The sequence below is a fragment of the Rhodococcus sp. EPR-147 genome (assembly GCF_001647185.1).
Lineage (GTDB): Bacteria > Actinomycetota > Actinomycetes > Mycobacteriales > Mycobacteriaceae > Rhodococcoides.
Genome location: NZ_LVCU01000393.1, coordinates 1 through 23,204 on the forward strand (window position 1 = coordinate 1; position 23,204 = coordinate 23,204).

The 23,204-nt window shown below is 63.9% G+C and carries 21 protein-coding genes and 1 pseudogene; 7 read left to right on the forward strand and 15 right to left on the reverse strand.

Features of this window, described 5'->3' with window-relative positions:
• Both A2J02_RS17435 and A2J02_RS17440 read right to left on the reverse strand, forming a co-directional pair.
• Nucleotides 1-600: pseudogene (locus tag A2J02_RS17435) on the reverse strand (NADP-dependent oxidoreductase); the annotation flags it as partial.
• On the reverse strand, nucleotides 597-2,321 hold the full coding sequence (locus tag A2J02_RS17440) for a PEP-utilizing enzyme (protein ID WP_068051581.1): 1,725 nt from the start codon (nucleotides 2,319-2,321) through the stop codon (nucleotides 597-599). The pseudogene A2J02_RS17435 and the gene A2J02_RS17440, both read right to left, overlap by 4 nt.
• A 159-nt stretch (nucleotides 2,322-2,480) precedes the next feature.
• Between A2J02_RS17440 and A2J02_RS17445 the strand changes: the two genes are divergently transcribed.
• Together A2J02_RS17445 and A2J02_RS17450 are read left to right on the forward strand one after the other, a co-directional pair.
• Nucleotides 2,481-3,257: an SDR family NAD(P)-dependent oxidoreductase gene (locus A2J02_RS17445; RefSeq protein WP_068051582.1), complete on the forward strand. Its 777-nt coding sequence runs from the start codon at nucleotides 2,481-2,483 to the stop codon at nucleotides 3,255-3,257.
• A gap of 37 nt (nucleotides 3,258-3,294) precedes the next feature.
• The gene (locus A2J02_RS17450; RefSeq protein ID WP_068051583.1) at nucleotides 3,295-4,089 is read left to right on the forward strand and encodes a maleylpyruvate isomerase family mycothiol-dependent enzyme; all 795 of its coding nucleotides are present in this window, start codon (nucleotides 3,295-3,297) and stop codon (nucleotides 4,087-4,089) included.
• Here A2J02_RS17450 and A2J02_RS17455 read toward each other — a convergent pair.
• The 5 genes from A2J02_RS17455 to A2J02_RS17475 form a co-directional block, all read right to left on the reverse strand.
• Nucleotides 4,082-4,879 (reverse strand): ThuA domain-containing protein, encoded by a 798-nt coding sequence (locus tag A2J02_RS17455; RefSeq protein ID WP_068051586.1) that lies wholly within the window; start codon nucleotides 4,877-4,879, stop codon nucleotides 4,082-4,084. The genes A2J02_RS17450 and A2J02_RS17455 overlap by 8 nt on opposite strands.
• A 16-nt stretch (nucleotides 4,880-4,895) precedes the next feature.
• A complete protein-coding gene (gene lpdA, locus A2J02_RS17460; protein WP_068051588.1) occupies nucleotides 4,896-6,296 on the reverse strand; it encodes a dihydrolipoyl dehydrogenase in 1,401 nt (466 codons plus the stop codon).
• A 7-nt stretch (nucleotides 6,297-6,303) separates the two neighbouring features.
• Nucleotides 6,304-7,065: an SDR family NAD(P)-dependent oxidoreductase gene (locus A2J02_RS17465; RefSeq protein WP_068051590.1), complete on the reverse strand. Its 762-nt coding sequence runs from the start codon at nucleotides 7,063-7,065 to the stop codon at nucleotides 6,304-6,306.
• Between the two features lie 39 nt (nucleotides 7,066-7,104).
• A complete protein-coding gene (locus tag A2J02_RS17470) occupies nucleotides 7,105-7,803 on the reverse strand; it encodes a histidine phosphatase family protein (RefSeq protein ID WP_068051592.1) in 699 nt (232 codons plus the stop codon).
• 71 nt (nucleotides 7,804-7,874) lie between these two features.
• Nucleotides 7,875-8,516, reverse strand: coding sequence for a TetR/AcrR family transcriptional regulator (locus A2J02_RS17475; protein WP_068051613.1), 642 nt, complete (start codon nucleotides 8,514-8,516; stop codon nucleotides 7,875-7,877).
• Between the two features lie 49 nt (nucleotides 8,517-8,565).
• On the opposite strand from A2J02_RS17475, the gene A2J02_RS17480 reads away from it, so the two are divergent.
• The 5 genes from A2J02_RS17480 to mftM all read left to right on the forward strand — a co-directional run bounded on the left by A2J02_RS17480 (nucleotide 8,566) and on the right by mftM (nucleotide 12,910).
• On the forward strand, nucleotides 8,566-9,285 hold the full coding sequence (locus A2J02_RS17480; protein WP_231893959.1) for a TetR/AcrR family transcriptional regulator: 720 nt from the start codon (nucleotides 8,566-8,568) through the stop codon (nucleotides 9,283-9,285).
• Between the two features lie 74 nt (nucleotides 9,286-9,359).
• Nucleotides 9,360-10,094 carry a ThuA domain-containing protein gene (locus A2J02_RS17485; RefSeq protein ID WP_068051594.1) on the forward strand — a complete coding sequence of 245 codons (735 nt, stop codon included), beginning with the start codon at nucleotides 9,360-9,362 and terminating at the stop codon, nucleotides 10,092-10,094.
• Between the two features lie 107 nt (nucleotides 10,095-10,201).
• The gene (locus A2J02_RS17490) at nucleotides 10,202-10,507 is read left to right on the forward strand and encodes a hypothetical protein (protein WP_052047385.1); all 306 of its coding nucleotides are present in this window, start codon (nucleotides 10,202-10,204) and stop codon (nucleotides 10,505-10,507) included.
• Nucleotides 10,504-11,877 (forward strand): aromatic ring-hydroxylating oxygenase subunit alpha, encoded by a 1,374-nt coding sequence (locus tag A2J02_RS17495; protein WP_068051596.1) that lies wholly within the window; start codon nucleotides 10,504-10,506, stop codon nucleotides 11,875-11,877. Before A2J02_RS17490 ends, A2J02_RS17495 begins: the two co-directional genes overlap by 4 nt.
• Before the next feature lie 205 nt (nucleotides 11,878-12,082).
• Entirely contained in the window at nucleotides 12,083-12,910 is an 828-nt protein-coding gene (mftM, locus tag A2J02_RS17500; RefSeq protein WP_068051598.1) for a mycofactocin oligosaccharide methyltransferase MftM, read from the forward strand.
• A gap of 81 nt (nucleotides 12,911-12,991) precedes the next feature.
• On the opposite strand, the gene A2J02_RS17505 is transcribed toward mftM, so the two are convergent.
• The 8 genes from A2J02_RS17505 to mdo form a co-directional block, all read right to left on the reverse strand.
• Nucleotides 12,992-14,257, reverse strand: a complete 1,266-nt coding sequence (locus tag A2J02_RS17505) for an acyl-CoA dehydrogenase family protein (RefSeq protein ID WP_068051600.1) — start codon at nucleotides 14,255-14,257, stop codon at nucleotides 12,992-12,994.
• Between the two features lie 151 nt (nucleotides 14,258-14,408).
• Complete coding sequence (locus A2J02_RS17510) at nucleotides 14,409-15,422, reverse strand: helix-turn-helix domain-containing protein (protein WP_082898992.1); 1,014 nt, start codon at nucleotides 15,420-15,422, stop codon at nucleotides 14,409-14,411.
• 150 nt (nucleotides 15,423-15,572) lie between these two features.
• Complete coding sequence (locus tag A2J02_RS17515; protein WP_032405004.1) at nucleotides 15,573-16,226, reverse strand: MadR family response regulator transcription factor; 654 nt, start codon at nucleotides 16,224-16,226, stop codon at nucleotides 15,573-15,575.
• Between the two features lie 23 nt (nucleotides 16,227-16,249).
• Nucleotides 16,250-17,605, reverse strand: a complete 1,356-nt coding sequence (locus A2J02_RS17520) for a MadS family sensor histidine kinase (RefSeq protein ID WP_068051604.1) — start codon at nucleotides 17,603-17,605, stop codon at nucleotides 16,250-16,252.
• Complete coding sequence (locus tag A2J02_RS17525; protein ID WP_068051617.1) at nucleotides 17,602-18,789, reverse strand: iron-containing alcohol dehydrogenase; 1,188 nt, start codon at nucleotides 18,787-18,789, stop codon at nucleotides 17,602-17,604. Before A2J02_RS17525 ends, A2J02_RS17520 begins: the two co-directional genes overlap by 4 nt.
• A gap of 185 nt (nucleotides 18,790-18,974) precedes the next feature.
• Complete coding sequence (gene madC / locus A2J02_RS17530) at nucleotides 18,975-20,492, reverse strand: MadC family VWA domain-containing protein (RefSeq protein ID WP_068051606.1); 1,518 nt, start codon at nucleotides 20,490-20,492, stop codon at nucleotides 18,975-18,977.
• On the reverse strand, nucleotides 20,489-21,526 hold the full coding sequence (locus tag A2J02_RS17535) for a MadB family AAA-type ATPase (protein WP_068051608.1): 1,038 nt from the start codon (nucleotides 21,524-21,526) through the stop codon (nucleotides 20,489-20,491). The genes madC and A2J02_RS17535 overlap by 4 nt, the downstream gene beginning before the upstream one ends.
• 83 nt (nucleotides 21,527-21,609) lie before the next feature.
• On the reverse strand, nucleotides 21,610-22,881 hold the full coding sequence (gene mdo / locus A2J02_RS17540) for an NDMA-dependent methanol dehydrogenase (RefSeq protein WP_068051611.1): 1,272 nt from the start codon (nucleotides 22,879-22,881) through the stop codon (nucleotides 21,610-21,612).
• Nucleotides 22,882-23,204: the final 323 nt, after the last annotated feature.

The window sequence follows — 23,204 nt, forward strand, 5'->3', positions numbered from 1 at the left end:
CACATCGAACCCGAACCGATCACGCAGCAATGCCGCCTTGTCCGGTCCCCCGGCACTACCGATGACCCGCGTCGCACCGAGCAGTCTCGCGAACTGACCCGCAGCGCTGCCCACTGCGCCTGCCGCTGCGGAGACGAACACCGTGTCTCCCGTTCGGATCTCACCCGCGCGCTGCAGTCCGCAGTACGCCGTGAATCCGGTTTGGCCGAGTATTCCGAGCCAGTGGTGCAGGTCGATACCGCGTGGGTCGATCACCGTGGCCGCTGCGGTGTCGAGCACCGCGTGTTCACGCCAGCCGAGTCGATGCCGAACGTAGGAACCCGCGGGCACGTCGTCGGTGCCCTCGAGCACCACCCCCAGCGCCGAGCCGTCGAGCGGAGAATCCACCTCGATATTGGTGGTGTACTGCATGTTCGACGTCCCCAGGCGGCCCCGAGTCGACGGGTCGACGCTCATGAAGATGTTGCGGACGAGAAGCTGATCCGCAGTGCGTTCGGGCAATGGCAACTCGCGAACGTCGAAGTGCCGAACTTCTGGTTCGCCCGAGGGTCGTTCGGCGAGAAAGACTGCCCGCGTCGCGGTCACTACACCGGCACTCACGGCAGCTCCAGAATGGTGACCGTGCCCTTGGACCCGTCGATCTCCACGAGCGCTCCGTTGGGAATGCGGCGAGTTGCCGCTGGAACTCCTGCGGCGCAAGCGATGCCGAGTTCGCGGCTGACGATCATCGCGTGGGAACCCATCGCCCCGACGTCGGTGATTGCGCCACCCGAGACCATGAACAACGGTGTCCACGACGGATCCGTCTGTGGCGCAACGAGAATTTCACCGACCTCGAACTCGTCGAGTGCCGCCATCGAGGTGATCACCCTGGTGCGGCCCTGGGTGACTCCCGGTGACGCGCCCGAACCCTGCAGCACATCGCCCACCCGTACGGGCTCGACGGCCGACTGGCCTTTGCGGCCTAGGGAGGACAACGGCGGAAACGCCTCGCGTCCGTCGAGGAACGTGGGCAGCTCGAGCCCGAACAGTTCCTTCCAGTCGCTGTGGCGTTGTGCAAGTGTCGGTGCGATCGACTCTGGCGCACTCGCCAGTACGTCGAGTTCGGCGTCGACAGCCATGAACACGTGGTCGGCCGATTCGAGACGACCCTCCGAGAACAGTCGGTGTCCGAGCTCGACGAGCGGAACCCGCGCTTCGTGCAAGACCTTGATGCAGTTGGTCTTCGCCCGCTCTCGCCACGCGGCGAAACGACGAGCCGACGCAAGTGCAGCGGTGAGAGTTGCTTGCCCCTCGGCATTGTCGCCGACGATGTCCGCGGCTTCCTTCAGCGCCTTGTCGGTGGCCGACGCATGGTCGGCCAGCCGCGCATGCGGTGAGGCCGCGTCGTCCTGCAGCCGAAGTCGGTCGATCAGACCGAGTACAAGTTCGGGGCGGGTCTCCCACGACACCGATCCCAGATCCCATTCGTTGGGTCCGCGGTAACCGAAGTCGAGCAGGAACTGCTGGAACCGTGTGTCGAATTCGGAGTCGATCCCGTGCACGCGCGCACCGACACCGTGGACACCCTCGTCGAAGGCGCCCATCAGCGTGTCGTTCGCCCGCACCAGTCGGCCCAGATCCCACAGTGCATACGACGGCAGCGCCGAATCGACATCGCCGGCGGAACCCACGAGGGTCACGATGAGGTCCTGATGCTCGGCACCGAGCAACTGACCGAGTACGGCGGGGCCCACCGCGGAGCAGTTGGTGGCGACGACCTCGCCGCGCCAGGCCACTCTCTCCAGGGGCATCACCGAGCGTGCTCGCGCGACGAGAGCAGCCGGGGTCAGCACCGACAGATCCGGCCGTTCGCTCCGGAGGCGATCGGCAAGCGTTCGATCCTCCTCCAATTCGGGGAAATTCTCGGTCGAGAGAGCCCAGGCATTTCGGGCTTCCAGTCGGCGGCTCGCGTCCGAGTTCTCGTCGTCCGGGTGCGCCACGTAGGGAGGGATATCGGGGTCTCCGCCGTACCAGAGCTGATCGACCAACTCGACGGGAAGTCCGCCCCGAATGCCGGTCAGACGCGACATCGACATGTTCACATAGAGATGTCCGTAGAAGATGGCTGCCGACGCCGTCGGATCGGGCGACTCGGCCAACGAGTAGCTACCGAAGCTGGCATAGCCGAAGTTCCATCCCGGCAGGATGTTCTGAATCCAACCCAGATCCGCCCCGAGCGGCGTGATCGGGTCCGACAGCACGTCACTCGCGTTCAAGCGGGTGTACACGGGGAGACGGGTGCTGGGCTCGGTATCGACCAACCAACGCTGTTCGGACATGTCGCTTCTCGTCTCTGACGTCACCGTCGACGTCTCGATGGATAGTTTTTTGATTCGTCCTGCACATTGCTGTGACTTCCGCCACTCTACATGCAAGACTGTAGACGATGACAAGTTACTTGTTCGAGATCCTGTCCGACATTTCCGAGGAGAACTTCGATGAAACTGCAAGACAAAGTTGTTGCCGTCACCGGCGGCACCCAAGGCATCGGTCGCGGCATCGCGGAGGCCGCTTTGACCGAGGGCGCGAAGGTCTCACTCAACGGCCGGTCGGCCGAGAAGGGTGACAAGGCCCTCGCCGAGTTCGGTGTCGGAGATCGCGCTGCATTCTTCGCGGGAGACGTCACCGTTCAGGCGGACGTAGAGAACTTCATCGAGCAGACGGTCGCCACCTTCGGTCGAATCGACGTTCTGGTGAACAACGCCGGTGGCGCAAAAGACCTGCAGCCCACCGTCGATCTCAGCGACGAGGAGTGGACACTGGTGATGAACTGGAACCTGAATTCCAATTTCTGGGCCACCCGTCGAGCACTCAAGCACATGCTGCCCAACCAGTACGGCCGGATCATCAACATCTCGTCCGTCGAAGGCAAGCACGGCAAGCCCGTGTTCACGTCATACGTCGCGGCCAAGCACGCCATCAACGGCATGACCAAGTCGATCGCCCGCGAGGTCGGCACCCAGGGCATCACCGTCAACTCGATCTGTCCCGGACTCGTCATCACCGACATCATCAAGAACAACGGTCCCGGCACCGCCGCGGCGATGGGAATGTCGTTCGACGAGATGGTCGCACTGTTCGCCGAGGAGTCGGCCATCAAGCGGCCCAACACGATCGAAGAAGTATCGGCGATGGCCATGCTGCTCGCCTCGGACGCCGGTGCCGGAATCACCGGAGCCATCCTCAGCGTCGACGGCGGAACTGCGTCCTACTGATGATCACCCCAGCGGTGCAACAACGACGGAGTCATGCATGAGCACAGCCGGATTGTCTGCCAGTCGCGAACTCGCCGAACGCTATTCGGTGGTGATCAGAGGGCTCACCGCGGAGGAGTGGTCGGCTCCCAGTCGCTGCGCCGGGTGGTCCGTCAAAGACCTGGTCGCGCATACGGGATCCAATTTCAGGGTCATGGTGGACCCGCCGCCTCACGACCCGTCGGCTCCCGTGCCGACTACCGCGGAACAGGCGCAGAACCTACTGGTCGATGCCCGACGAGACTGGTCGAGCGCGCAGGTTGCCGACGAATTCCTGTCCAACGCGGCCGGAGCACTCGGAGTACTCGAAGCGATGCAGAGCAGCGAGCTCGCATCGACGCCGATGACACTGACAGATCTGGGAACCTATCGCACCCATCAGCTTTCGGATGCCTTCGCGTTCGACATGTGGTGCCACCTCTACGTCGACCTGCTCGGACCCGACGGTCCGGTGACACGCGATACTCCCGATCCGGAAGACGACCTGGTCCGCACCGCCGTCGACTGGATGTGGACCGGCCTACCGCAGATGTGTACCCCGGTCAGCAGCGTCCTCGACCAGCCGCTCGGCGTGCACCTCACCGGTGCAGGCGGCGGCGAATGGACCCTCCGGCCCGGTTCCGAACTTCTGACGGTCGAATCAGGTATCACGGGCGCCGACACCGTGGTTCGCTCGTCGGCAACAGATTTCGTGCTGTGGGGCACCACCCGAAGTCCCTGGCGAGCGCATGTTTCGATCGAGGGCGACGCAGCCTACGCCGAGAAGGTCCTCGACACCGTCGACATCATCTGAGCACCGGTCGGTCGTGGGCCGTCGCACCGTTTCCGGTGACAGCCCACGACAGGCAGCGCTCGAACACGGTGAGGAACTGAGGTACCGTCCAGCTCCCCCGGTCCACCCGGCCCAGATCGTCGATGCCGAGATCCTGCACATCGAATCGTCCTCGGCAATGGCCGAGCGTGAAGTAACACACGGTCCCCCGGCCATGATCCTTGAGGTAGAGCACCGGACGCGGTTCGTCGTCGGCGGTGTGCCCTTCCTCGAAACCCGTTGACTCACCGACGAATCGAGTGTGCGCCAGGATCTGGATCGGCGGATGCAGCTCGCTGACGTAGAGCTCGTCGGTCACCTCGAACGAATCGATTCCGGCCACGAGCGGGTGCGCCGGATCGGTTATCTCGACCGTGTACGGCGCAATCGGAGGATGTCCGAGAAACTGGCTTCCCAGCACGGGCGCAATCGTGCCCAGAGTTCGTGGCGTCACGTACTTGCTCGGCGAACCGGGCGCAGTCCTGTCGATCGCCGAGTTCGTGCCGTGCAAGGCGAGCCAGCGGCCACCACGAGAGACGAACTGGGCCAGAGCATCTTGCTGCGCGTCGTCGGGAACTCGATTGCAGGTGTAAGTGACAAGGAGATCGGCCGTAGCCAGCGCCTCGATGCAGTCGTAGTCCTCGAACACTCTGGTACGGACGTGCTCGTACTCGGCCAGGGACGACAACAGTTGCAGGCGTGCGTAATCGAAGTCGTGCCACTGCCCTCCGCACACGAGAACGGCATCGAGCCGGCCTGCCGGTCCAGGCATCGCTTCTCCTTGTTCGTCAGCTGTGCGCGTGCAGCGCTTTCCCCGCCAACGCGAGGTGCGCCTCCCCCAGAGCTTCTGCCTGGGTCGGATGAGCGTGTACGTGCTGGGCGACGTCCCCTGCGGTCGCCTGCCAGTTGTAGATGAGCTGCGCCTCCCCCATCAGTTCACCGACACGCTCGCCCACCAAGTGAATTCCCACCACGCGACCCTCCGGTCCCGCCTGGACGAGCTTGACCCCACCGGACGTGCGCAGAATCCGACTCTTGCCGTTACCGGCGAGGTCGTAGACCACCGTTATGACCTCGCCGAACTGCTTCGCGGCTTCGCTCTCGGTCAATCCCACCGACGCAACCTCCGGGTTCGAGTAGGTGACCCGCGGAATTCCGGTGTCCTCGACGGGTGTGCAGTCCAAACCTGCCAACTGCTCGGCCACCAGCATGCCCTGAGAGAAACCGCGGTGTGCCAGTTGCGGACCGGCCACGATATCGCCGACCGCGAAGACCCCGGGAACCGTCGTCTGCAGCCATTCGTCGGTAACGACGAACCCCCGGTCGAGCTCGACTCCCGACTCCTCGAACCCCATGTCGGCAGTACGCGGCCCGCGCCCGACAGCCACGAGCATCAGGTCCGCTTCGATCTGCGATCCGTCGTCGAGATCGACGTGCACGCCGCCGCCCGGTCGTTCGGTGACTCCGCTGAACGCAGTCTTCGTACGTAGAGTGATACCTCGTTTACGGAAGGCTCGTTCGATCTGCTTGGTCGTCCACGGATCCTCCGTAGGAAGCAGCGTTGCCGCGGCCTCGACGATGGTGACGTGCGCACCGAGCGAAGTCCAGACGCTGGCGAACTCGCATCCGATCACGCCACCGCCCAGCACCACGACACTGTCCGGAACGTGATCCAGGTCCAGAGCACGATCGCTGGTCATCACCGAACCGCCGATGTTCAGGCCCGGCAACGACTTCGGTTGCGAGCCGGTGGCCAGCACCAGGGCTTCACCTCGGTACGTGCCGATTCCGCCGTCGGCGAGTTCCACCTCCACGGTGCGATCGTCCACGACGCGGCCGCGACCGGCGACGAGCTCGATCTCACGGGACGCCACCAACCCCTGCAGTCCTCGGTACAGGCCGGCAACCACCTCGTCCTTGTACTTGTTCACAGCAGTCATGTCGACGCCGCCGAGGGTTGCCTCGATCCCGAAAGTCGATGCCTCCCGGACCGAATCGGCGATCTCGGCCGCGTGCAGCAGCGCCTTGGTGGGGATGCACCCGGTGTGCAGGCACGTGCCGCCGAGGCTGCCTGCCTCGATCATGACGACCGACAGGCCGAGCTGCGCGCCCCGCAACGCGCAGGCGTACCCGCCCGAACCACCGCCGAGAATCAGAACGTCGGCGCTGCCCGTCAGCTTCTGTGCCATGCCGCGCTCAGAAATCGAAGCGGTTGGTGAATCCGCCGTCGACCACCATGTTGATACCGGTGATGTGCCCGGCGGCCGGCGAGGAGAGGAAGGTCACGGCGTTCGCAACGTCCTGCGCCGCAGCCAGTTTACCGAGCGAAGCCGCGTCGAGAGCGGCCTCGTACAGTGCCGGACGACTCGTCTTGATCGTGTCCCAGGCACCGCCCTCGAAGAAGACGGGGCCAGGTGACACCGCGTTCACTCGAATGCCGGCAGGTCCCAGTGCGCGGGCCTGAGCCGACGAATGTTGCAGGACAGCGGCCTTGAGTGCACCGTAGCTGTTGGCCGTGCTGATCGGTCCGGCCTCGAGCGCAGACGTCGTGCTGATCGTGACCACCGACGCGGCGTCGGACTTCTCGAGGTGTGGCTTGGCCGCTTCGATGAAGTTCACCAGGCTCATCAGGTCGACGTCGAAGCTGTTCTGCCATGCCTGAGCACCCTTGCCTGTTGCGGCAGAAGCGTTGACCACGACGATGTCGATTCCGCCGAGGGCACCGGCTGCATCCTCTACGAACGATGCAACCGCGGCGGCGTCGCCCACGTCGACCGCTTTGTGGAAGACCGTGCCCAAAGCGGACAGTTCTCCGGCAACCTCGTTCAGGTGCTCCTCGCCGCGGGCGCACACTCCGACGGAGGCTCCCTCCGCCAGGAGTGTGCGGGCGATCGACAGGCCGATACCGCGGCTCGCGCCACTGATGATTGCACGTTTTCCACGAAGGTCGAGATCCATGTGAGACTCCTTGACTGTAATTTGATTCGACTGCAGGACTTAAAGATTCATGGCTCCGACGTGCGTCTGGAAGTCGAGCACATGAGTGAAATCGTTCACCGATTGCACCGCGCGACGCGTATCGGCACCGCGCACCACGCTCAGCGAGGTGTGGTGGACTCGAACCGGCATGTCGAATGCACTGCCCAATGCGTCGGCGAGCACGGCGTTGATGACACCGCCGTGGCAGCTGATCACCACTCGCTGGCCCAGATGCGCGTCGACGATCGACGAGATCTGCCGGAGTACACGCGCCCGAAACTCTGCGCCGTCCTCGGCGTAGGTGAACGCACCGTAGCGACGCGTACGAATGTGATCACGGAACATCGCCGCGACCTCTTCGTGCGGTAGCACCTCGAAGGGAGACTGGTCGGCCGGAAACTTCTGCCACGGTTCGTATTCGGAGAGTTCGTCACGCACGACGGGCTCCAACCCGTGCTCACCCGCGATATGAGTGCCGGTGCGCAGTGCGCGACGCAATGGGGAACTGTAGACCGCATCCACCCGTGTGCGCGCGAGTCGGTTCGCGACCGCCTCCGCTTGGCGCTCACCGAGTTCGGACAGGGGTGGGTCGACGGTCTCTTTGGCGCTCAGTTCTTTGCTGAGTATCTGCTCACCATGCCGAACCAGGATCAGTTCACAGAGCCCGGTCAACGGGGCAAAGGGATTGTCGAGATCGATGGACCTGGCGCGCGGCATGGAAGCAAGTCAACCACAAACTGTCGTCGCTCTAAAGATACTTCGCGAAATCGGTACCGCGAGATCCCCCGTCAGACGCTGGAGATGTCGGCCGCGAGCTCGCGAACCTCCTCGGAGAACCGACGTCGGCCGAGGTCGGCCAGAACCGCGTCCTCGGTGAGCCACGACGAGGCCGCCACTTCGAGCAGGGTCGTCAACGCAACAGCTGCGGCACCCTGCTTCGCTTTGGACGCTATGCCGCTTCGAGTGCGCAGTTCGGCCGAGAACAGCGCCAACATCACCGAACGCACTTCTCTTCGCAGGGTTTCGATGGACAGACTCCAGCCGGGCGATCGGGTGAAGTACACCAATGCGGCAGCGCGGTGCTGATCCGTCCACTCGAGCAACGACGAAATGATGTCACCCAGAGCAGCGTCCGGATCGGCCGCGATCTCTGCGCGAAGTTCGTCGAGGAGACCATCTGCGAACAAACGCAACCCGGCGAGCAGAACCTCGTCCTTGGACGGGTAGTGGTAGTAGACGGCCGCCGACGTCATCTGGGCCTCAGCGGCGATATCGGCCACGGTGACGTCCTCGATGGACCTGACCGAATACAGATGCATGGCGGCGTCGACCACTACTTCGCGCCGCGACGGCCGGTGCGCCGCACGCTTGGCACCCTTGTCCGCCGGGGCCGTCACCGTCGATTTCGGCTTCACTGCCTTTGCTGCCATGACGTAGATCATGGCACCATGCAGTGACCCGGGTGCCGAGGAGGACGCTGTGCCGAGACGAACCAGCAGCTCGACGTCGAAAGTCGACGAGAGTTCCCAGCTCGAGACTGCCGTCGATTCTCCCGTCGCGTCCGAGCCGGACAACGAATCCCTCAAAGGATCTGCCCACCGACCCTCTCGCCGCCACCTCATCGTCCAGGCAGCGGTGCGTGTCTTCTCTCGCAAAGGATTCGCGGAGACGTCGATTCAGGAGATCGCCGAAGCAGCAGGCATGGTCCCGACTGCGGTCTACTACCACTTCGCCAGCAAGGAAGAGCTGTTCGATACAGCACTCGGATACGCGATGGACGCCAGTACCGCCGCAGCCCAGGCGGTTCGACCGGACGACACCGAGGCCGATGCTGCTGCGTTCAAGGATGTCGTCGACGCCGTATGGGACTGGACCGCAGAACATCCCAATGCGGCTCGGATGCTGTTCCTGCAGGTGGCCGGTGGTGCCACGCCGGGCACGCGTCTACTGACGAAGGAATACGAGGACAGGCACGTCCGCCGCGCCTTCGACTACTTCCCCGACGCCGAGGTACCGGCGAACAAGCGATCGGCCGCGGCGCAGCACGCGGCGCGATCGCTGCGAGCACGCACGATGATCGCAACGACCATCGCCATCCAGCCCCTGCGGATCGAGGGCGGGCCGTTGTCCAACATCGCGGTGTCGCGTCTCCGGTCGGCCACCACCGATGTGTGCGCGAAAATGATCGAGGGTCGCTGAAGCTCCGACGGGCAGCCACCACTGTCGAGTAACTTGACTGGAACAACAGTCGAAACTCTGAACGGACGTCCCTCATGCGTATCGCGGCTTTTTCCGGTGGACACTCCTTCGATCGTGACGCGTTCGCCGAATTTCTGGAGTCCATGCCGGGCGAGGTCACTTGGTTCGAGCACCCCGACGCGGATCCCGGAACCACAGCATTCGACGTCTCGCTGCACTACGACATGCCGGGCACGTTGCCCCAGCCGTCCGCGCCCCCCGATTCCCTACGCGAGAAGGTGAGGGCGGCTCCGGAGTCCGGACATGGGTATGTCGTTCTTCACCATGCCATCGCATCATGGGCAGCCTGGGACGAGTGGTCGGAATTCGTCGGCGGCCGCTACCTGTATCGACCGGGCGTGGTGCGTGGTGTCGAGCGCCCCGATTCGGGCTATCGACACGCGGTTCCGCAGCGCATCTCGGTCGTCGACCACGACCACCCGATCGCCGCAGGGATTCCCGAGTCGTTCGACCTGATCGACGAGACCTACCTGTGCGAAGTCTTCGAGGACGATGTGACACCGCTACTGCGAACCGACGCCGAGATGACCGACGCCGTTCACTTCTCGACCGCGGCGGCCATGGCGGGTAGGCGAGACGAACGCACGGGGTGGCAGCACGCGCCAGGGTCGTCGCTGGTCGGGTGGACGAAGACGAACGGTCGTAGCCGACTCGCATACCTGCAACCGGGCGACGCGGCACCCACTCTGTCGAACCCTGTCTACCGCCGGCTCGTGGGGGCAGCACTTCTCTGGGCCGCTCGGCGATAGTTATTGGAGTAGCAGTAAAGAAAAGTGTGCTCATCGTCACCGTTCACTGTTACAGTTTATGGATAGAACATTAAGTAACACCGCAACTGATCATCAAGGAGATTGCGATGCGACAGATCAAGCATCCGATGAGCCACGCGATCTACGAGTTCGACGACGACTTCAACGTCCTGGTCACCACTCGCGACGGCAAGACCGGCACGTTCGATCCGGAAGGTCGCTACCTCCACGGCGAGGTGAAGGCGGTCGATCCCGAGCTGGCCCGATGGGTGGGTCTCGGTCCTCGCGCTCCCGTCCCCATCACCCAGAACCGGCGCTTCATGGGCGCCGCGAAACTGCTCGAGAAGATGCAGGCCGACAAACAGGCGCAGGACGCCCTCGCCATCACGCTGGAACAGGGAGGCAAGCTGTGACCGACATCGACGAGCGCGCCGAAACACCCGTCGAGAACGGGACGGGATATCAGCGACTGCTCGAGACCGATACGCACCCGGTCCCGGACATCCTGCGCGAAGAATCTCACGAGCAATACGCCGACCAGAACTTCGTGCCGGTATCGCGCTACATCAGCCGCAAGTACCACGAACTCGAACGAGACCGGGTCTGGTACAAGGTATGGCAGATGGCGTGCCGCGAGGAAGAGATCCCCGAGCCGGGTGACACGCTCGTGTACGACATCTGCGAAAAGTCGATCCTGCTCGTCCGCGGTAAGGACATGGGCATCCGTGCGTTCTACAACTCGTGCCTGCACCGTGGCCGTACCCTCCGCGAAGAGGACGGTCCGGCCGGCAACGAAATACGTTGTCCCTTTCACGGTTTCGCCTGGAGCTTCGACGGCTCGCTCAAGTCGATGACCTGTGCCTGGGACTTTCCACAGGTCGACAAGTCGAAGATGGACCTGCCACAGGTCAAGGTGGACACCTGGGGTGGCTTCGTGTTCGTCAACATGGATCCCGAATCCGAATCACTGGACAGCTTCCTCGGCGATCTCGGAAAGCACTTCGAGGCGTGGCCTCTGGAAGACCGATTCATCCAAGCGCACGTCGCTCAGGTCATCCAGGCGAACTGGAAGATTGCGCAGGAGGCATTCTCCGAGGCCTTCCACGTGATCACCACTCACCCGCAGCGGGTCGTGGGAACCGGCGACTCCAACAGTCAGTACGACAGCTGGGGCAACTTCAACCGCGGCATCACGGCGAACGGAGTACCGAGCCCGCACATCAACTTCGTCCCGACCGAGCAGGAGATGTTCGACTCGATGATCGATGCGCGCATCGACGAGGACCCGATGGTGACGCTCCCCGAGGGTGTGACCGCGCGGGAGATGTCCGGCATGCTGGCCCGCGAGGGTCTGCGCGAGATCATCGGTGATGTCAAGGCGGACAACATGTCCGACGCGGAATCACTGGACAGCATCTACTACACCGTGTTCCCCAACTTTCATCCATGGGGCGCGTACCAACGCATCGTCTACCGATTCCGACCCAACGGTGACGACCACGAGACCTCGATCATGGACGTGTACCTACTGGCACCGTTCAAGGGCGAACGGCCCAAGCCTGCCAAGACCCAGTGGCTGCGACCGGAGCAGTCGTGGTTGGAAGCAACGGTGCTCGGCAGTTCGGCGCGGGTGTTCGACCAGGACGCGTACAACATGCCCAAGGTGCAGAAGGGCTTGCAGTCGGCGCAGTCGAAGACGCTCCCGCTGGCTCGATACCAGGAAGTCAAGATCCGGCACATCCACCATCTGCTGGCACAGTGGATCGGCGAGGAAGTGGACTGAGACCGGCACGACGTCGGGAACCTGCCGGCCATCTGCACGAACTGACCTTCCGGGTAGGCAGTGGCCCGTCCGGCGCGTGGGGTCCACGTCCTCCGAACGGCCCGATCTTCCCTGGATCGGTCCCTTCGCACACCGTCGTGTGGAACGCTCGACGGTGTGCGAAGGGACGGCTTCGCCGAGAGGCCGACGAACAGAATGGCTTTCGATGACCGAGTTGGATGCACTCGCACCGAGCCCGGATGGAGTCTGGGCTCACGAGAACGTGGTGGTTCGGCACCTCCCCGGGCTTGGGTTCGACGCGGTCCGAACAGGGTCGACCGTGCAGGTCTGCCACGGCCTGACGTCTGCAGGTATCGGTGAGCGCCTGGTTCCGATGGTCACCGCACAGGCCCGCCATGTAGGTCTTTCGCAGCGCGAGTTCGAGTTGGTGTTGGTCGGGATAGTCCGCACCACGGTCGCCGATCCGGTCGACGCATGGGCCACCTATTACCGCAATTCGTTGGACGAGCTGCTCTCGGGCACCGCCGATTTCGCGCCTGTCCACGAACAGGCGGAGAACCTGATCGTCGGGTCGGTGCTCGACCTGGGTTCGTGCTTCGGCTTCTTTCCACTGCGGCTGGCGATTGAAGGCCACTCGGTGACTGCGACGGACCTGTCGGCCGGAACCATGCGGTTGCTCGCCACCGTGGCCCCACACCTCGGGATCACGCTCGACACCGTGGTGTGCGACGCCGCCAATGTTCCCGTTGCCGACGGCAGTGCCGACACCGTGACTGCAGTGCATCTCCTCGAGCACGTCGACGCCGAGACCGGCTCCCGGATAGTGGAAGAAGCGCTACGCATCGCGCGCACCCGTGTCGTTGTTGCCGTGCCCTTCGAGACCGAGACCACCGCCTGCCACGGACACGTCCGCACATTCGACGAGGCATCACTGGTCGAGCTCGGTCGGTCCTCGGGCCGCGTATTTCGGACCTTCGAGCACCACGGTGGGTGGCTCGTGATCGACAAGACCTCGACCCCCCAACTGGTCTGACAGGCCGCTGGGAGTACCACATCGCAACGCCGACGTGGTGTCAGGATCGCAATGGATCCTGACACCACTGCCTCCGTCGACCTAGGCGTACTCGGGTACCGACAGTCGATTCTCCGCTGCAGCGAGTGAATCGAATCCGTCTGCCCTGAGCAGATTGTGGACGTTGCGCCGTCGGACCCCCATGTTGCCGCCGTCGTAGACCGGGAAGCACAGGACGTCTTCCATGATCGCCGCGATCGGTGTCAGGTTCGTGTACGCATCGACGCCGACGAGACGCATGGCGTCGTACACGACCTGCACGGCCGTCTCTGACGCGAAAATTTTTGCCTCGTTGGCCAATTCGCGATCGCGTCCGCCGGTACGGTCGAAATGGTCCGCAGCCTTCCACGCGAAACAGCGGACCGCCTCGATGCGAGTCTTGATGTCCACCAACATGTATCCGGCATTCTGATACTCGATGACGGGTACCGGACCGGAGCGGTGGTCGGTCTTGGCGAAGTGCAAAGAGTAGTCGAATGCAGCTCGCATCCTGCCCACGCACGCGGCAGCGATGGACGAGCAGGTCCAGGAGAAGGCAGTGGCAACGATATCCAACCCGTCGCCCGGCTTGCCGACGATGTTGCCGACCGGCACCCGCACGTCGCGGAATTCCACCCGCGGCGAATTGGTGGCACGATGTCCGATGGTGTCGATCATGTCGGTGATCTCCACCCCGGGCGTTCCCTTCTCCACGACGATGACGGCGAGCGACTCCGACGGCGGCAGTGCAGGATCGGTACGGCAGACCACACTGATCAGGTCGGCACCCTGACCGTCCCAGCCCGAGGCATTGGTGGTGTAGTGCTTGGCACCGTTGATGACCCACTCGTCGCCCTCGCGACGCGCGAAGGTCCGAATTCCGACGGTAGGGTCTTCCGAGTCGTAATTGGCCCCGCCGGTGACTTCCGTGTAGGCGATCGCAGCCAATCTGGGTTCGCCGTCGCAGAACAACGGGAGCCAGCGGTTCTTCTGCTCCTCGGTACCGAAGTTGATGATCGGGTTGAGTCCCAATCCCGTGCCCAGCAATGCCGTCGGAGTGTTGATGTCGACCCGAGCGAGTTCCTCGGCCGCGAGCGCGAAGGTGAGATTGTCGAAGTACGCGCCGCCGTATTGATCGGGGACCAGTCCCTTGACGAATCCGAGACCGGCCAGCTGCTTGTAGACCGGGTGCAACGCGTAGAAGCGATCCTCGGGGCGCGGTATGGAGGAAATAGCGGGCGCTACTTCGCTCAGAATGTCGTCCGCCACTTGCCGCGCCTGCATGCGCACTGCCATCTGCTCGGGGCTGAGCTCGAAACTCAGGGTCATGTGAGACTCCTCGATGTCTGTCCTGGTGGGGGGTGAAGAACGGAATCGGGCGACGCTGCCCTACCCACCATGTTTCACGGCCCGACGCATCCCGGTCTTGTACCGGACTGCGCCGTCATCGGTACCGTTCTGCACTGTCGAACAGAAAGATTCACCCCTGCGCCGACTGCGGCACTTCCCCTGTCTGCACCGAGTTGCGGTATTCGACCGGACTGCATCCGAAGCGCGATCGAAAGGTCTTGGCCAGATGCGCCGAATCCGAGAATCCCCACGCTGCCGCTATCGTTCCGATCGATCGAGTGTCCCGAGAATCAGCGAGCTCACGCCGACACGCTTCGACGCGATGCTCACGGACGACGGCACCGAACGTGGTTCCCGTCCTCTCGAAGAGGGCATGGAGCGTGCGTACCGATACCCCGACATGGCGGGCCGCATCGGTGGCGGGAACTCGGCCGAATGCAAGCCTGGAGTCGATGTACCGAACTGCGGAGACCCGAAGTGCTTCGTCGGTGTCCAACGGGCATCCGGTGTCCCGTTGCGTCCCTCCCAGTACGGCACGCAGCAGATCGACATGGGCCGCTCCGATCATCTGCCGCTCGGCGGTCTGCAGCGTTGAATCGGTCCGCCAGGTCTCCACCATCAACGAGCTGAGCAGCCGAGCAGAACCCGACGAGCTCGAGAAACGCCGCGCAGTCGTCGCTGCCGACGGGCCGACCACATCTGCCAGCAGAGGGCGCGGCAGTCGGAAGGACAGCACTCGCCACAGTTCGTCGTTGCCGGGCTCGACGAACTCCAGCCGGTACGGGCGAGTCGAGTCGACGACGGCGAACTCACCTCGGGAGACCGTGCACTGCCGCCCGTCCTGAGTGGTCGTACAGTGCCCGTCCAGTTGCAGATTGACGAAGACGACGTCCTCGTCCGCGCGGGCGACCTCGCGCTTTCCATGATCGATTCGCTGTGTGCAGGAGGCGATCTCCGCTGCGTTGCCACCCCCGATCGCCGCGGAGCGCACCCATCCGGGAAGTCCTGAACGTGACGAACTGTGTTCGACGTGGTCCCGGGATCGCCACGGTGCCAGCGGCGTGAATGCCTGGCAGAGAACATCGGCCCAATAGCTCATCTGATCGGCCGGGCCGAGTCCCCTCGTTGTCCAAAATGACTGCATGTTGCACTCCGCGATAGATTCGAGTGCACACACGGTAGGCCTTGGGCGTAAGTCATCCGAGGCATTCGCGTTACGAAATGTGTGCACTCTCCTCACGCCGGCGGGCTGGGCGCGGAGAGGTTCCCGCACCTTCGGATGTTTGGGCGTGGCTCAGATCAACCCCTGCTTACTCGCCGCGTACACGGCCTCGGCTCGCCGAGACACTGCGAGCTTGCGCATGATGTTGCTGACGTGGAATTTCACCGTCGTTGCCGAGATGAACAGGCGGGTACCGATCATGTTGTTGGACAGGCCCGTCGCGAGTAGCCGGAGTACTTCGAGTTCGCGCTCGGTCAGCCGTTCTATGCTGCTCGGCGTGCCGTTGAGTGATCGCACGACAGCCGAGGCACTCCGCGAATCGAAGGCACTCTCGCCTCGCGAGACAGCACGTATCGCCCGCACCAGTTCGGTGGTATCGACGTCCTTGACGACGTATCCGCGCGCACCGGCGTGCACCGCCTCCACCACGAGTCGGTCGTCGAGGAAAGTGGTGAGCACCAGTAATCCGATTCCGTTGTGCGCCTTGGCCAATTGTGCGCACAAGGCAAGGCCCTCGTAATCCGAACTGGCCGAGAGCTTGAGATCCATCAGCACTATATCGGGCTCGACCCGCGCGACGACGGCCAATCCCTCCTCCCGCGTCGACGCCTCCCCCACGATCGTCAGATCCGACTCGCGCTCGAGCACCGAACGCAGCCCGTCGCGCAGAATTGCATGATCGTCGACCAGGACGATGCGGACAGTAGGTGCCGCCACCTGCCCCATGCCCGTGCGAACCGTCGGAACGCTCACTGTGTTTCGCCCTTCTCGGATCTTTCCTGGAAGGGAATGCGCACTGCCACACGCACACCCCCGGTTCGGGCGCGGCGAATCTCGAAGACCCCGCCGTGTTCACGGGTGCGGGCCGCCATGTTCGCCAATCCGCGGTGGCGGCCGTCGACATCGGTGGACTCGGCCAGGTGCAGCATCATTCGCAGGTGGGCCGGATCGCCGTCGCCGTCGTCGGCGATCGACAACTGCACCTGATCGAGCGAATAGGTCAACCGAAGAATCGCCCGCGACGCGTGCGCGTGCACCGCTGTGTTGAACAATGCTTCGCCGGCGATGCGGAGCAATGCATGCTCGCACTCGCTGCTCAGCTCGACGGGGGTTCCCTCCACCCGCAACGAGACCTGCAACTCGTCGGGCATGTGGACCACGGAAAGCTGTTCGAGCATTTCCGGAAGCGACGTTCGATCGGCGTCCTGCGGATGATTGAGCGCGTAGATCGCCGACCGCAGTTGTTCCACAGCTCGACGCGTCAGATCCTTCGCCAGATCCAATCTGTCGCTGCGTTCTTCGGCCGAGATCTCGCTGCGACACACTTCGATCTGCATACCAGCGGACAACACGGCCTGAGTGACGCTGTCGTGCAATTCGCGAGCGATGCGGTGGCGTTCGTCGTCGAGGACCTGATGCCTGTGCGCAGCACCCAATTGCCGCTGTGTCAGCAACAGTTCGGCATTGCGGGCTGCGAGATCGGCCGCTGTGCGGTTCGCCTGGGCGTAGGCACTCTCGGTCCGCTCGAGCAATTGCCGTCGACTCTGGAAGAGCGCCGAATTCTGCAGCGCCACCGCCGTTTGACTGGCCAGAATGCTCAGCACCGCCGCGTCGGTGGCGTCCAGCACCCGCTGCTCTCCGGTCCACGCCGCAAAAGCACCCACGACGCCTCCGTCGAACGCGATCGGCACGAAGGCGTGATGAGCGGAGATCACCGGTGTCTGCCCATCGCCGCACGTCGACTGTCGAATCGACTCGAGGCAGTCGACGACGTCGTCCGGCAACGGTGGCCCCTCGACGTTGTCGACCAGAAACGGCGTGGCGTCCGGTCCGAGCACGAGTCGACGAGGACCGGCATCCGGCAGAGCGCCATCGGCAAGAGCGAAGACCACCCAGCGTGCGCTCAGATGGGCACGAGCTGCTTCCGCGACCGCGCACACCAGCGTCTCGGGCCCGTCGACCGTCCGAACCAGTGCCCGTGAAATCAACTCCAGCGCATAGACGACGCGCTCCAAACGTTCGGCCGCGCCACGATATTGTGGGTAGAACGTGTTCTTGCCCGAACGCAGCCCCGTCAGCAGCGACAGGTCGGGTCCGGACGTCACAGCGCACTCCTGAACAGATCGACCATCTCGCGGTGCGTGGCGGAGCGAGGATTGGTGGACATGCAGGCATCATGTAAAGCGTTGGTGGCCAACACATCCAGATCGGACTCGCGGACACCGATCTGTGCCAGACCGGTGGGAACGCCGACCTGACGTGCAAGGCGATCGACACGGTCCGCCACAGCCATGGCGGCTTCCTCCGGCCTGGCTCTGCCTTCCGGCAATCCGAGGCTCGTCGCGATGGCCACGTAGGGCAACGGATCCTCCGCGGCGTTGAAACGAATGACATGCGGCAGCAGCACTCCGTTGATCACCCCGTGCGGGAGGTCGAGGAGTCCTCCCACCTGATGGCTCATGGCATGGGTGGCACCGAGAATCGCATTCGTGAACGCCAGACCGGCTTCCAGACTTGCCTGCGCCATCGAACCACGCGCGGCCATATCGGTGGGCTCGTCGATGGTGCGCGCCAACTGCGACATCACCATGGTGATGGCCCGAAGTGCATGGTGGTCGGTGAGCTGGTTGTGACCCAGCGAGACGAATGCCTCGATTCCGTGCGTCAGAGCGTCCAAACCGGTTGCCGCGTTGAGCCATTCGGGCATCGTGGTGAGCAACATCGGATCGATCACGGTGATATCGGGAACGAGTGCCCGGCCGAGGATGGTGATCTTGGTCGAGCGCGCCGTGTCGGTGACGATGCAGAACTGCGAGACGTCGGCCCCGGTGCCCGATGTCGTGGGCACCATCACCAGCGGGGGAATCGGCCGAGTGGCCTGATCGACGCCCTCGTAGTCGAGGATTCTGCCGCCGTTGCCCGCGAGGATGGCGATCCCCTTGGCCGCATCCATGACCGACCCACCGCCGATCGCCACCAGCACGTCGCAACCGTTCTCTGCGTAGTAGCCGTGCCCGGCCTCGATTTCGACGTCCTTGGGATTGGGCGTGAGCGCGCTCCAGACCTGGGGGTCGAGGCCCTGGGCAACGAGTAGGTCGACCAGCTGCCCGGCCCAGCCGCTCTCGATCAACCCCGAGTCCGTGACGAGCATCGGCCGGACCCCACCGAGACGACATGTCGCGTGCGCGACCTCGCCCAGCGAATCCGGACCGAACACGATCTCGGGTGCGTGGAATTTGAGAACTCGTGGCGTCTCGGCTCGGCTGCGCTGCGCATCGAGGTCGTGCAGCGCCTTGCCGACGTCCGCCGTAGCTGCCTGGTCCACCGTCCACACCCTCGCTGTCCATCGATCCCAGAACTCTCGGACCTGTGATTCAGGTTACAACCTTACGAGCACGGCCGGTCCGATCCCACCAGCACCGGGCCAGGTTCCTACCTGCCCGATCGGGTAGGTAGGCGGCACGATCGGTCAGGTCAGGACAGCGCATGGCCCAGTTCGGCCGCCTGCGAGGTCAACTGTTCGCCATCCCGCGCGACGACGACCCGGTCGCAAATTCGCTCGTAATCCTCCATCGAGCACGCTGCCTGCGCCCAGTAACGACGAGCTTCGGGGGTGATCCACGCGATGCGGTGCACCTTCGACCGGATCTCGTCCAGGGCCTCGAGGCCAGCCGGGCGTCCGTTGCACCGGCCGTCACCGACGATGATGACCGCGGTGCGCTTGTCCAGGACTTCTGGGTGTGACTGCAACAGATCGGTGAAGGTTCTGCCGTAATCGCTGCTCGCTTCGAGGTCCAGTCGCGCGTCCGCGAGCACCGCGGCCAGTGCGCCGTCGCCGGTACTGCCGAGCAAGGTGGTAGTCACATCGACCGGTGCGTCGACGAACCCCATCACCGTGCATCGGTGTGCGCGCGCATGCATGGCTTGCGCAAGCCTCAGGGTGAACGCGGTGATGGGCCTGACCGACAACGACACGTCCGCCAGTACCAGCAACCGAACCTTTCCCGGCACAGGGGTTTTCGTCACCAGACGGAACGGGATGCCGTCGGTACGCAGACTGGACCGGACGGTGCGCCGCATGTCGAGCGGTCCGCGTGAATGTTCGCGTGGACGTGGTCGAGGAGTGCCCCGCATGTGTTTGAGCACTTCGTGACTCGCGCGCTCGATCTCGGCGTGCCGGCCGATCGCCTGCGCCGCGCCGTCGACCGGCACCGGTGACGACATCGTCCCCGTCACATCCCCCAGTGCCGCGACGAAAGCCTCGACGGCATCGGTGATGCGGTCGAGCATCGCAGCGCTCAGTGGACCGGAATCACCCCCGTCGCCGTAGACGCTACTCGGATCGTAGGCATCGAACCACGCCAGGATGCTCGCCGGATCCTCCCAGTTCAGCTGTCCCGCAACAGCTCCGCTGGTGCTCGACGCCAACTCCCCGGCCGCCGTCGACCCGGACCGCTCCAGGTCGACGGTGTAGGTGACTCCCCGTCGACCCATGTCGCCGTCGGTGTCGATCGACAGATCGTGGTCCTCGGACGAGAGACTGATGTCGTCGTCGTCCTTGTGCGGGTTGAAGCCCTTGTCCGCTTCCGGGGCGTCGAGCAGATCACCGATTTCGACCGCACGCTCGTTGTATTCGGCGTATTTGGCCGCTTCCTGGTCTGCGCCGACGTCCAGGTCCGTCGGCAATCCGCCTGCTACCTGAGCTCCCAGTGGCGAACGATGCTCGTCCGTGGCGCTCTCGACGAGTGCCCTGAACATCGACTCGAAGGCCAGATCGAAACCGTGCTGTTCGTGGTCGTACTTGGCGCACGTCGCACGCAAGGCCGCGCGCAACACCGTCAGGTCACGTGCTCCGAGAAGCCCGAGGACGCGTCGAACCTCGATGACCTCGGCCGGCGACGCAGCTACTCCGAAGCGCCTGAGCGTGCGCCCGAACACCGCAGCCAGCACGTCGAGCACCACCGACGCCGAGAACGTCTGTGGCACGGTCATCGTCGTATTCCGATGCCACCCTTGTCGCGTCCACCGTGCCCTCTGAAGGCCGTCGCGGTCGTGTTGACGACCGTCCCGAGTGATGTTGCTGCAGAGGGTGTTTCTGCGACCGGTCCGGCCAGCGCGATCTTCATGTCCGACGAGTACTTAACCAGGGCCGCGAGCAGGTACTTGCGGGTGTCTTCGGTGTGACCGAGGACCGAGGCGATACGAGCCGCATCGATCACTTCCGAGATCGACGGGCTCTTGCGGAGCGGTAGCTCACGCAATTCCGTTGCCAGCTCCACGATCTCGGACACGATGTGCGCGGGCACCTCGGGGGCACGAGCAGTGACGATCTCGCGCTCACGCGCCGCGGTCGGATAATCGAGATGGAAATGCAGACAGCGACGTTTGAGGGCCGACGACAGCTCACGAGTGTCGTTGGAGGTCAGTATCACCCACGGATCGCTGCGCGCGGTGAACGTACCGACCTCGGGGATCGTCACCTGCTTCTCGGCAAGTACTTCGAGCAGCAGTGCCTCCATCGATTCCTCGGTGCGATCGACTTCGTCGACCAGGAGCACCACCGGCTCTTCGGAGAGCACCGATTCCAACAGGGGCCGCACGGCGAGGAAAGGCTCGGAGTAGAGGCCGAAGTCTTTGGCGGCGAGCATCTTCGAGGCGTCGTCGATGTCGGTGACGTGCTGGGTGAGTGCGCCGATGTGCTCCCGCAGCATCTGCACGTGCAGAAGTTGCTTGGCGTAGTCCCACTCGTAGAGGGCCCGATTGTCGTCGAGACCCTCGTAACACTGCAGGCGCACCAGCTTGCGTCCGCTCGCCGCGGCCAGGGACTTCGCCAGCTCGGTCTTGCCCACGCCCGCGGGGCCTTCGAGCAGCAGTGGGCGATCGAGTGCTGTCGCCAGATGCACCACGGTGGCGAGATCGTCGTCCGCGATGTAGTCCTGCTCTCCGAGCGCGCGCTGCAGATCGGCGGCGTCGGTGAATCGAACGGTGCCGGTGTCGTCGCTACGCACTGTCGACAGCGAGGTCATGTGCTTCCTTTCGAACGGCGGCTTCGCCGCATGTGAACGGAACTTCGTACCCTGCTACGAAGTTCCGTTCACATGGGTGGCGGTCAGTAAGACTCGTTGATCGCGTGCGAGACGACGGGGATCATCGACTGGACGGTCACCTCACGGGGGTTGCCCGGGGTGCACCAGTCTTCCTGGATGTGCTCGGAGATCTTCAGAACCGACTTCTCGTCGCCCTTGATCACGTCGCCCTTGCCGGCGTACTTGCCGGTGTTCATCCGGTTCTTGTCGTACGTCGCCGAACGGATCGATCCGAAGTTGTCCGGAATTCCGACGTCCTTGGCGAGCCTGATGGCCGCCTCGACTGCCGCGTCGGCAGCCTGAACGGTGGTCATGTTCTTCGTGTCCACGCCCATGGCCACGGCGATCTCGGCGTAACGCTCGTAGCGCGAGGGCAGGTTGTACTCCCACACGCGCGGTAGAGCGATGGCGTTGTTGAGGCCGTGCGCGCTGTCGTAGAAGGCGCTGATCGCGTGCGAGATCGAGTGGATGACGCCGAGTCCACCGGAGTTGAAGGCCTGTGTGGCGATGTACTGGGCGTTCATCATGCCCTCGCGAGCCTTCAGGTTGCCCGGGTCGTACACAGCTTCACGAAGATGCTTGGAGACCAGCCCGATCGAGTAGATCGCGTTTCCCAGCGACGGCGCGAAGTCCAGCCGCGAGACGTACGGCTCGGCACCGTGGGCGAGGACGTCGAAGCCGCAGAACGCGGTCCACTGCTGAGGGCAGGTGTAGTAGAGCAGCGGGTCGTCCAGTGCCAGCGTCGGTGTCGACGCCTCGTCGAAGGCGAGCCACTTGTGCGGCTTCTCCATGTCCGAGGTGTCGGTGATGACGTAGGCCCAGGATGTCTCCGAACCCGTTCCGGCAGTGGTCGCTACGGCGATGTGCGGCGGGTTCTGCTTGTTGGTGGACTTGGAGAATCCCTCGAACTCGTTGATGTTGCGGCCGTCGTGGGCGACGACGACGCGGATGCCCTTGGCCGCATCGTGGCTCGAGCCACCACCGACGGAGATGACGCTGTCGCACTTCTCCTTCTGGTACAGCGCGGCACCGTCCATGACGTTGTAGTCCTTGGGGTTGGACTCGACCTTGTCGTAAAGGACCACCTCGACGCCCTGGTACTCGATCTTGCCGATCAGTTCCTCGATGATGCCCGATCCGCGCAGACCGGTCGTGACCAGCAGTGAGCGCTTGAATCCGAGTTCCTTGGCCTCGACACCGATCATGTCGTGGGCGCCGACTCCCAGCTTGGCGCGCGGCAGCGGGTGAAACTCCTTGATGGGGAATTCCCAGATCTGGTTGAGCTCGATGACCATCGGTGTCTCCTCGGTGAGTGTGAGTACAAGACGCCTTCCTCTGTGATCGGCGTCTCACTGATGACCACACTCCCCTGCCCGGTACCGCGTGGGAACACCTCGAGGCGGGAACCCTGCCAACGACTCGCCCGAACTACCCGATCGGGTAGGAGTACTCGCTCACCCTCGGCAGAGGAGAACTCACAAGCTTTGGTGCACTATCGATCTCGCCGCTGCGCCAGCGAGAATCCGAGAACCGAGATCAGCGCGAGCGTGATGACGAACCCTCCGTACACCTGCACCGTCGTGCTCAGACCGAGGCGGTGCACGGCCAGCCCGGCGAC

Excerpts from the sequence above, each read along its gene's own strand:
- A2J02_RS17470 (WP_068051592.1), bottom strand. The coding sequence starts at position 7,803 with ATGCCGCGCGCCAGGTCCATCGATCTCGACAATCCCTTTGCCCCGTTG.
- A2J02_RS17510 (WP_082898992.1), bottom strand. The coding sequence starts at position 15,422 with ATGCAGTCATTTTGGACAACGAGGGGACTCGGCCCGGCCGATCAGATG.
- A2J02_RS17445 (WP_068051582.1), top strand. The coding sequence starts at position 2,481 with ATGAAACTGCAAGACAAAGTTGTTGCCGTCACCGGCGGCACCCAAGGC.
- mftM (WP_068051598.1), top strand. The coding sequence starts at position 12,083 with ATGACCGAGTTGGATGCACTCGCACCGAGCCCGGATGGAGTCTGGGCT.
- A2J02_RS17515 (WP_032405004.1), bottom strand. The coding sequence starts at position 16,226 with ATGGGGCAGGTGGCGGCACCTACTGTCCGCATCGTCCTGGTCGACGAT.
- mdo (WP_068051611.1), bottom strand. The coding sequence starts at position 22,881 with ATGGTCATCGAGCTCAACCAGATCTGGGAATTCCCCATCAAGGAGTTT.
- A2J02_RS17475 (WP_068051613.1), bottom strand. The coding sequence starts at position 8,516 with ATGGCAGCAAAGGCAGTGAAGCCGAAATCGACGGTGACGGCCCCGGCG.
- A2J02_RS17505 (WP_068051600.1), bottom strand. The coding sequence starts at position 14,257 with ATGACCCTGAGTTTCGAGCTCAGCCCCGAGCAGATGGCAGTGCGCATG.
- A2J02_RS17440 (WP_068051581.1), bottom strand. The coding sequence starts at position 2,321 with ATGTCCGAACAGCGTTGGTTGGTCGATACCGAGCCCAGCACCCGTCTC.
- madC (WP_068051606.1), bottom strand. The coding sequence starts at position 20,492 with ATGACCGTGCCACAGACGTTCTCGGCGTCGGTGGTGCTCGACGTGCTG.
- A2J02_RS17490 (WP_052047385.1), top strand. The coding sequence starts at position 10,202 with ATGCGACAGATCAAGCATCCGATGAGCCACGCGATCTACGAGTTCGAC.
- A2J02_RS17455 (WP_068051586.1), bottom strand. The coding sequence starts at position 4,879 with ATGCCTGGACCGGCAGGCCGGCTCGATGCCGTTCTCGTGTGCGGAGGG.
- A2J02_RS17485 (WP_068051594.1), top strand. The coding sequence starts at position 9,360 with ATGCGTATCGCGGCTTTTTCCGGTGGACACTCCTTCGATCGTGACGCG.
- A2J02_RS17450 (WP_068051583.1), top strand. The coding sequence starts at position 3,295 with ATGAGCACAGCCGGATTGTCTGCCAGTCGCGAACTCGCCGAACGCTAT.
- A2J02_RS17535 (WP_068051608.1), bottom strand. The coding sequence starts at position 21,526 with ATGACCTCGCTGTCGACAGTGCGTAGCGACGACACCGGCACCGTTCGA.
- lpdA (WP_068051588.1), bottom strand. The coding sequence starts at position 6,296 with ATGGCACAGAAGCTGACGGGCAGCGCCGACGTTCTGATTCTCGGCGGT.
- A2J02_RS17465 (WP_068051590.1), bottom strand. The coding sequence starts at position 7,065 with ATGGATCTCGACCTTCGTGGAAAACGTGCAATCATCAGTGGCGCGAGC.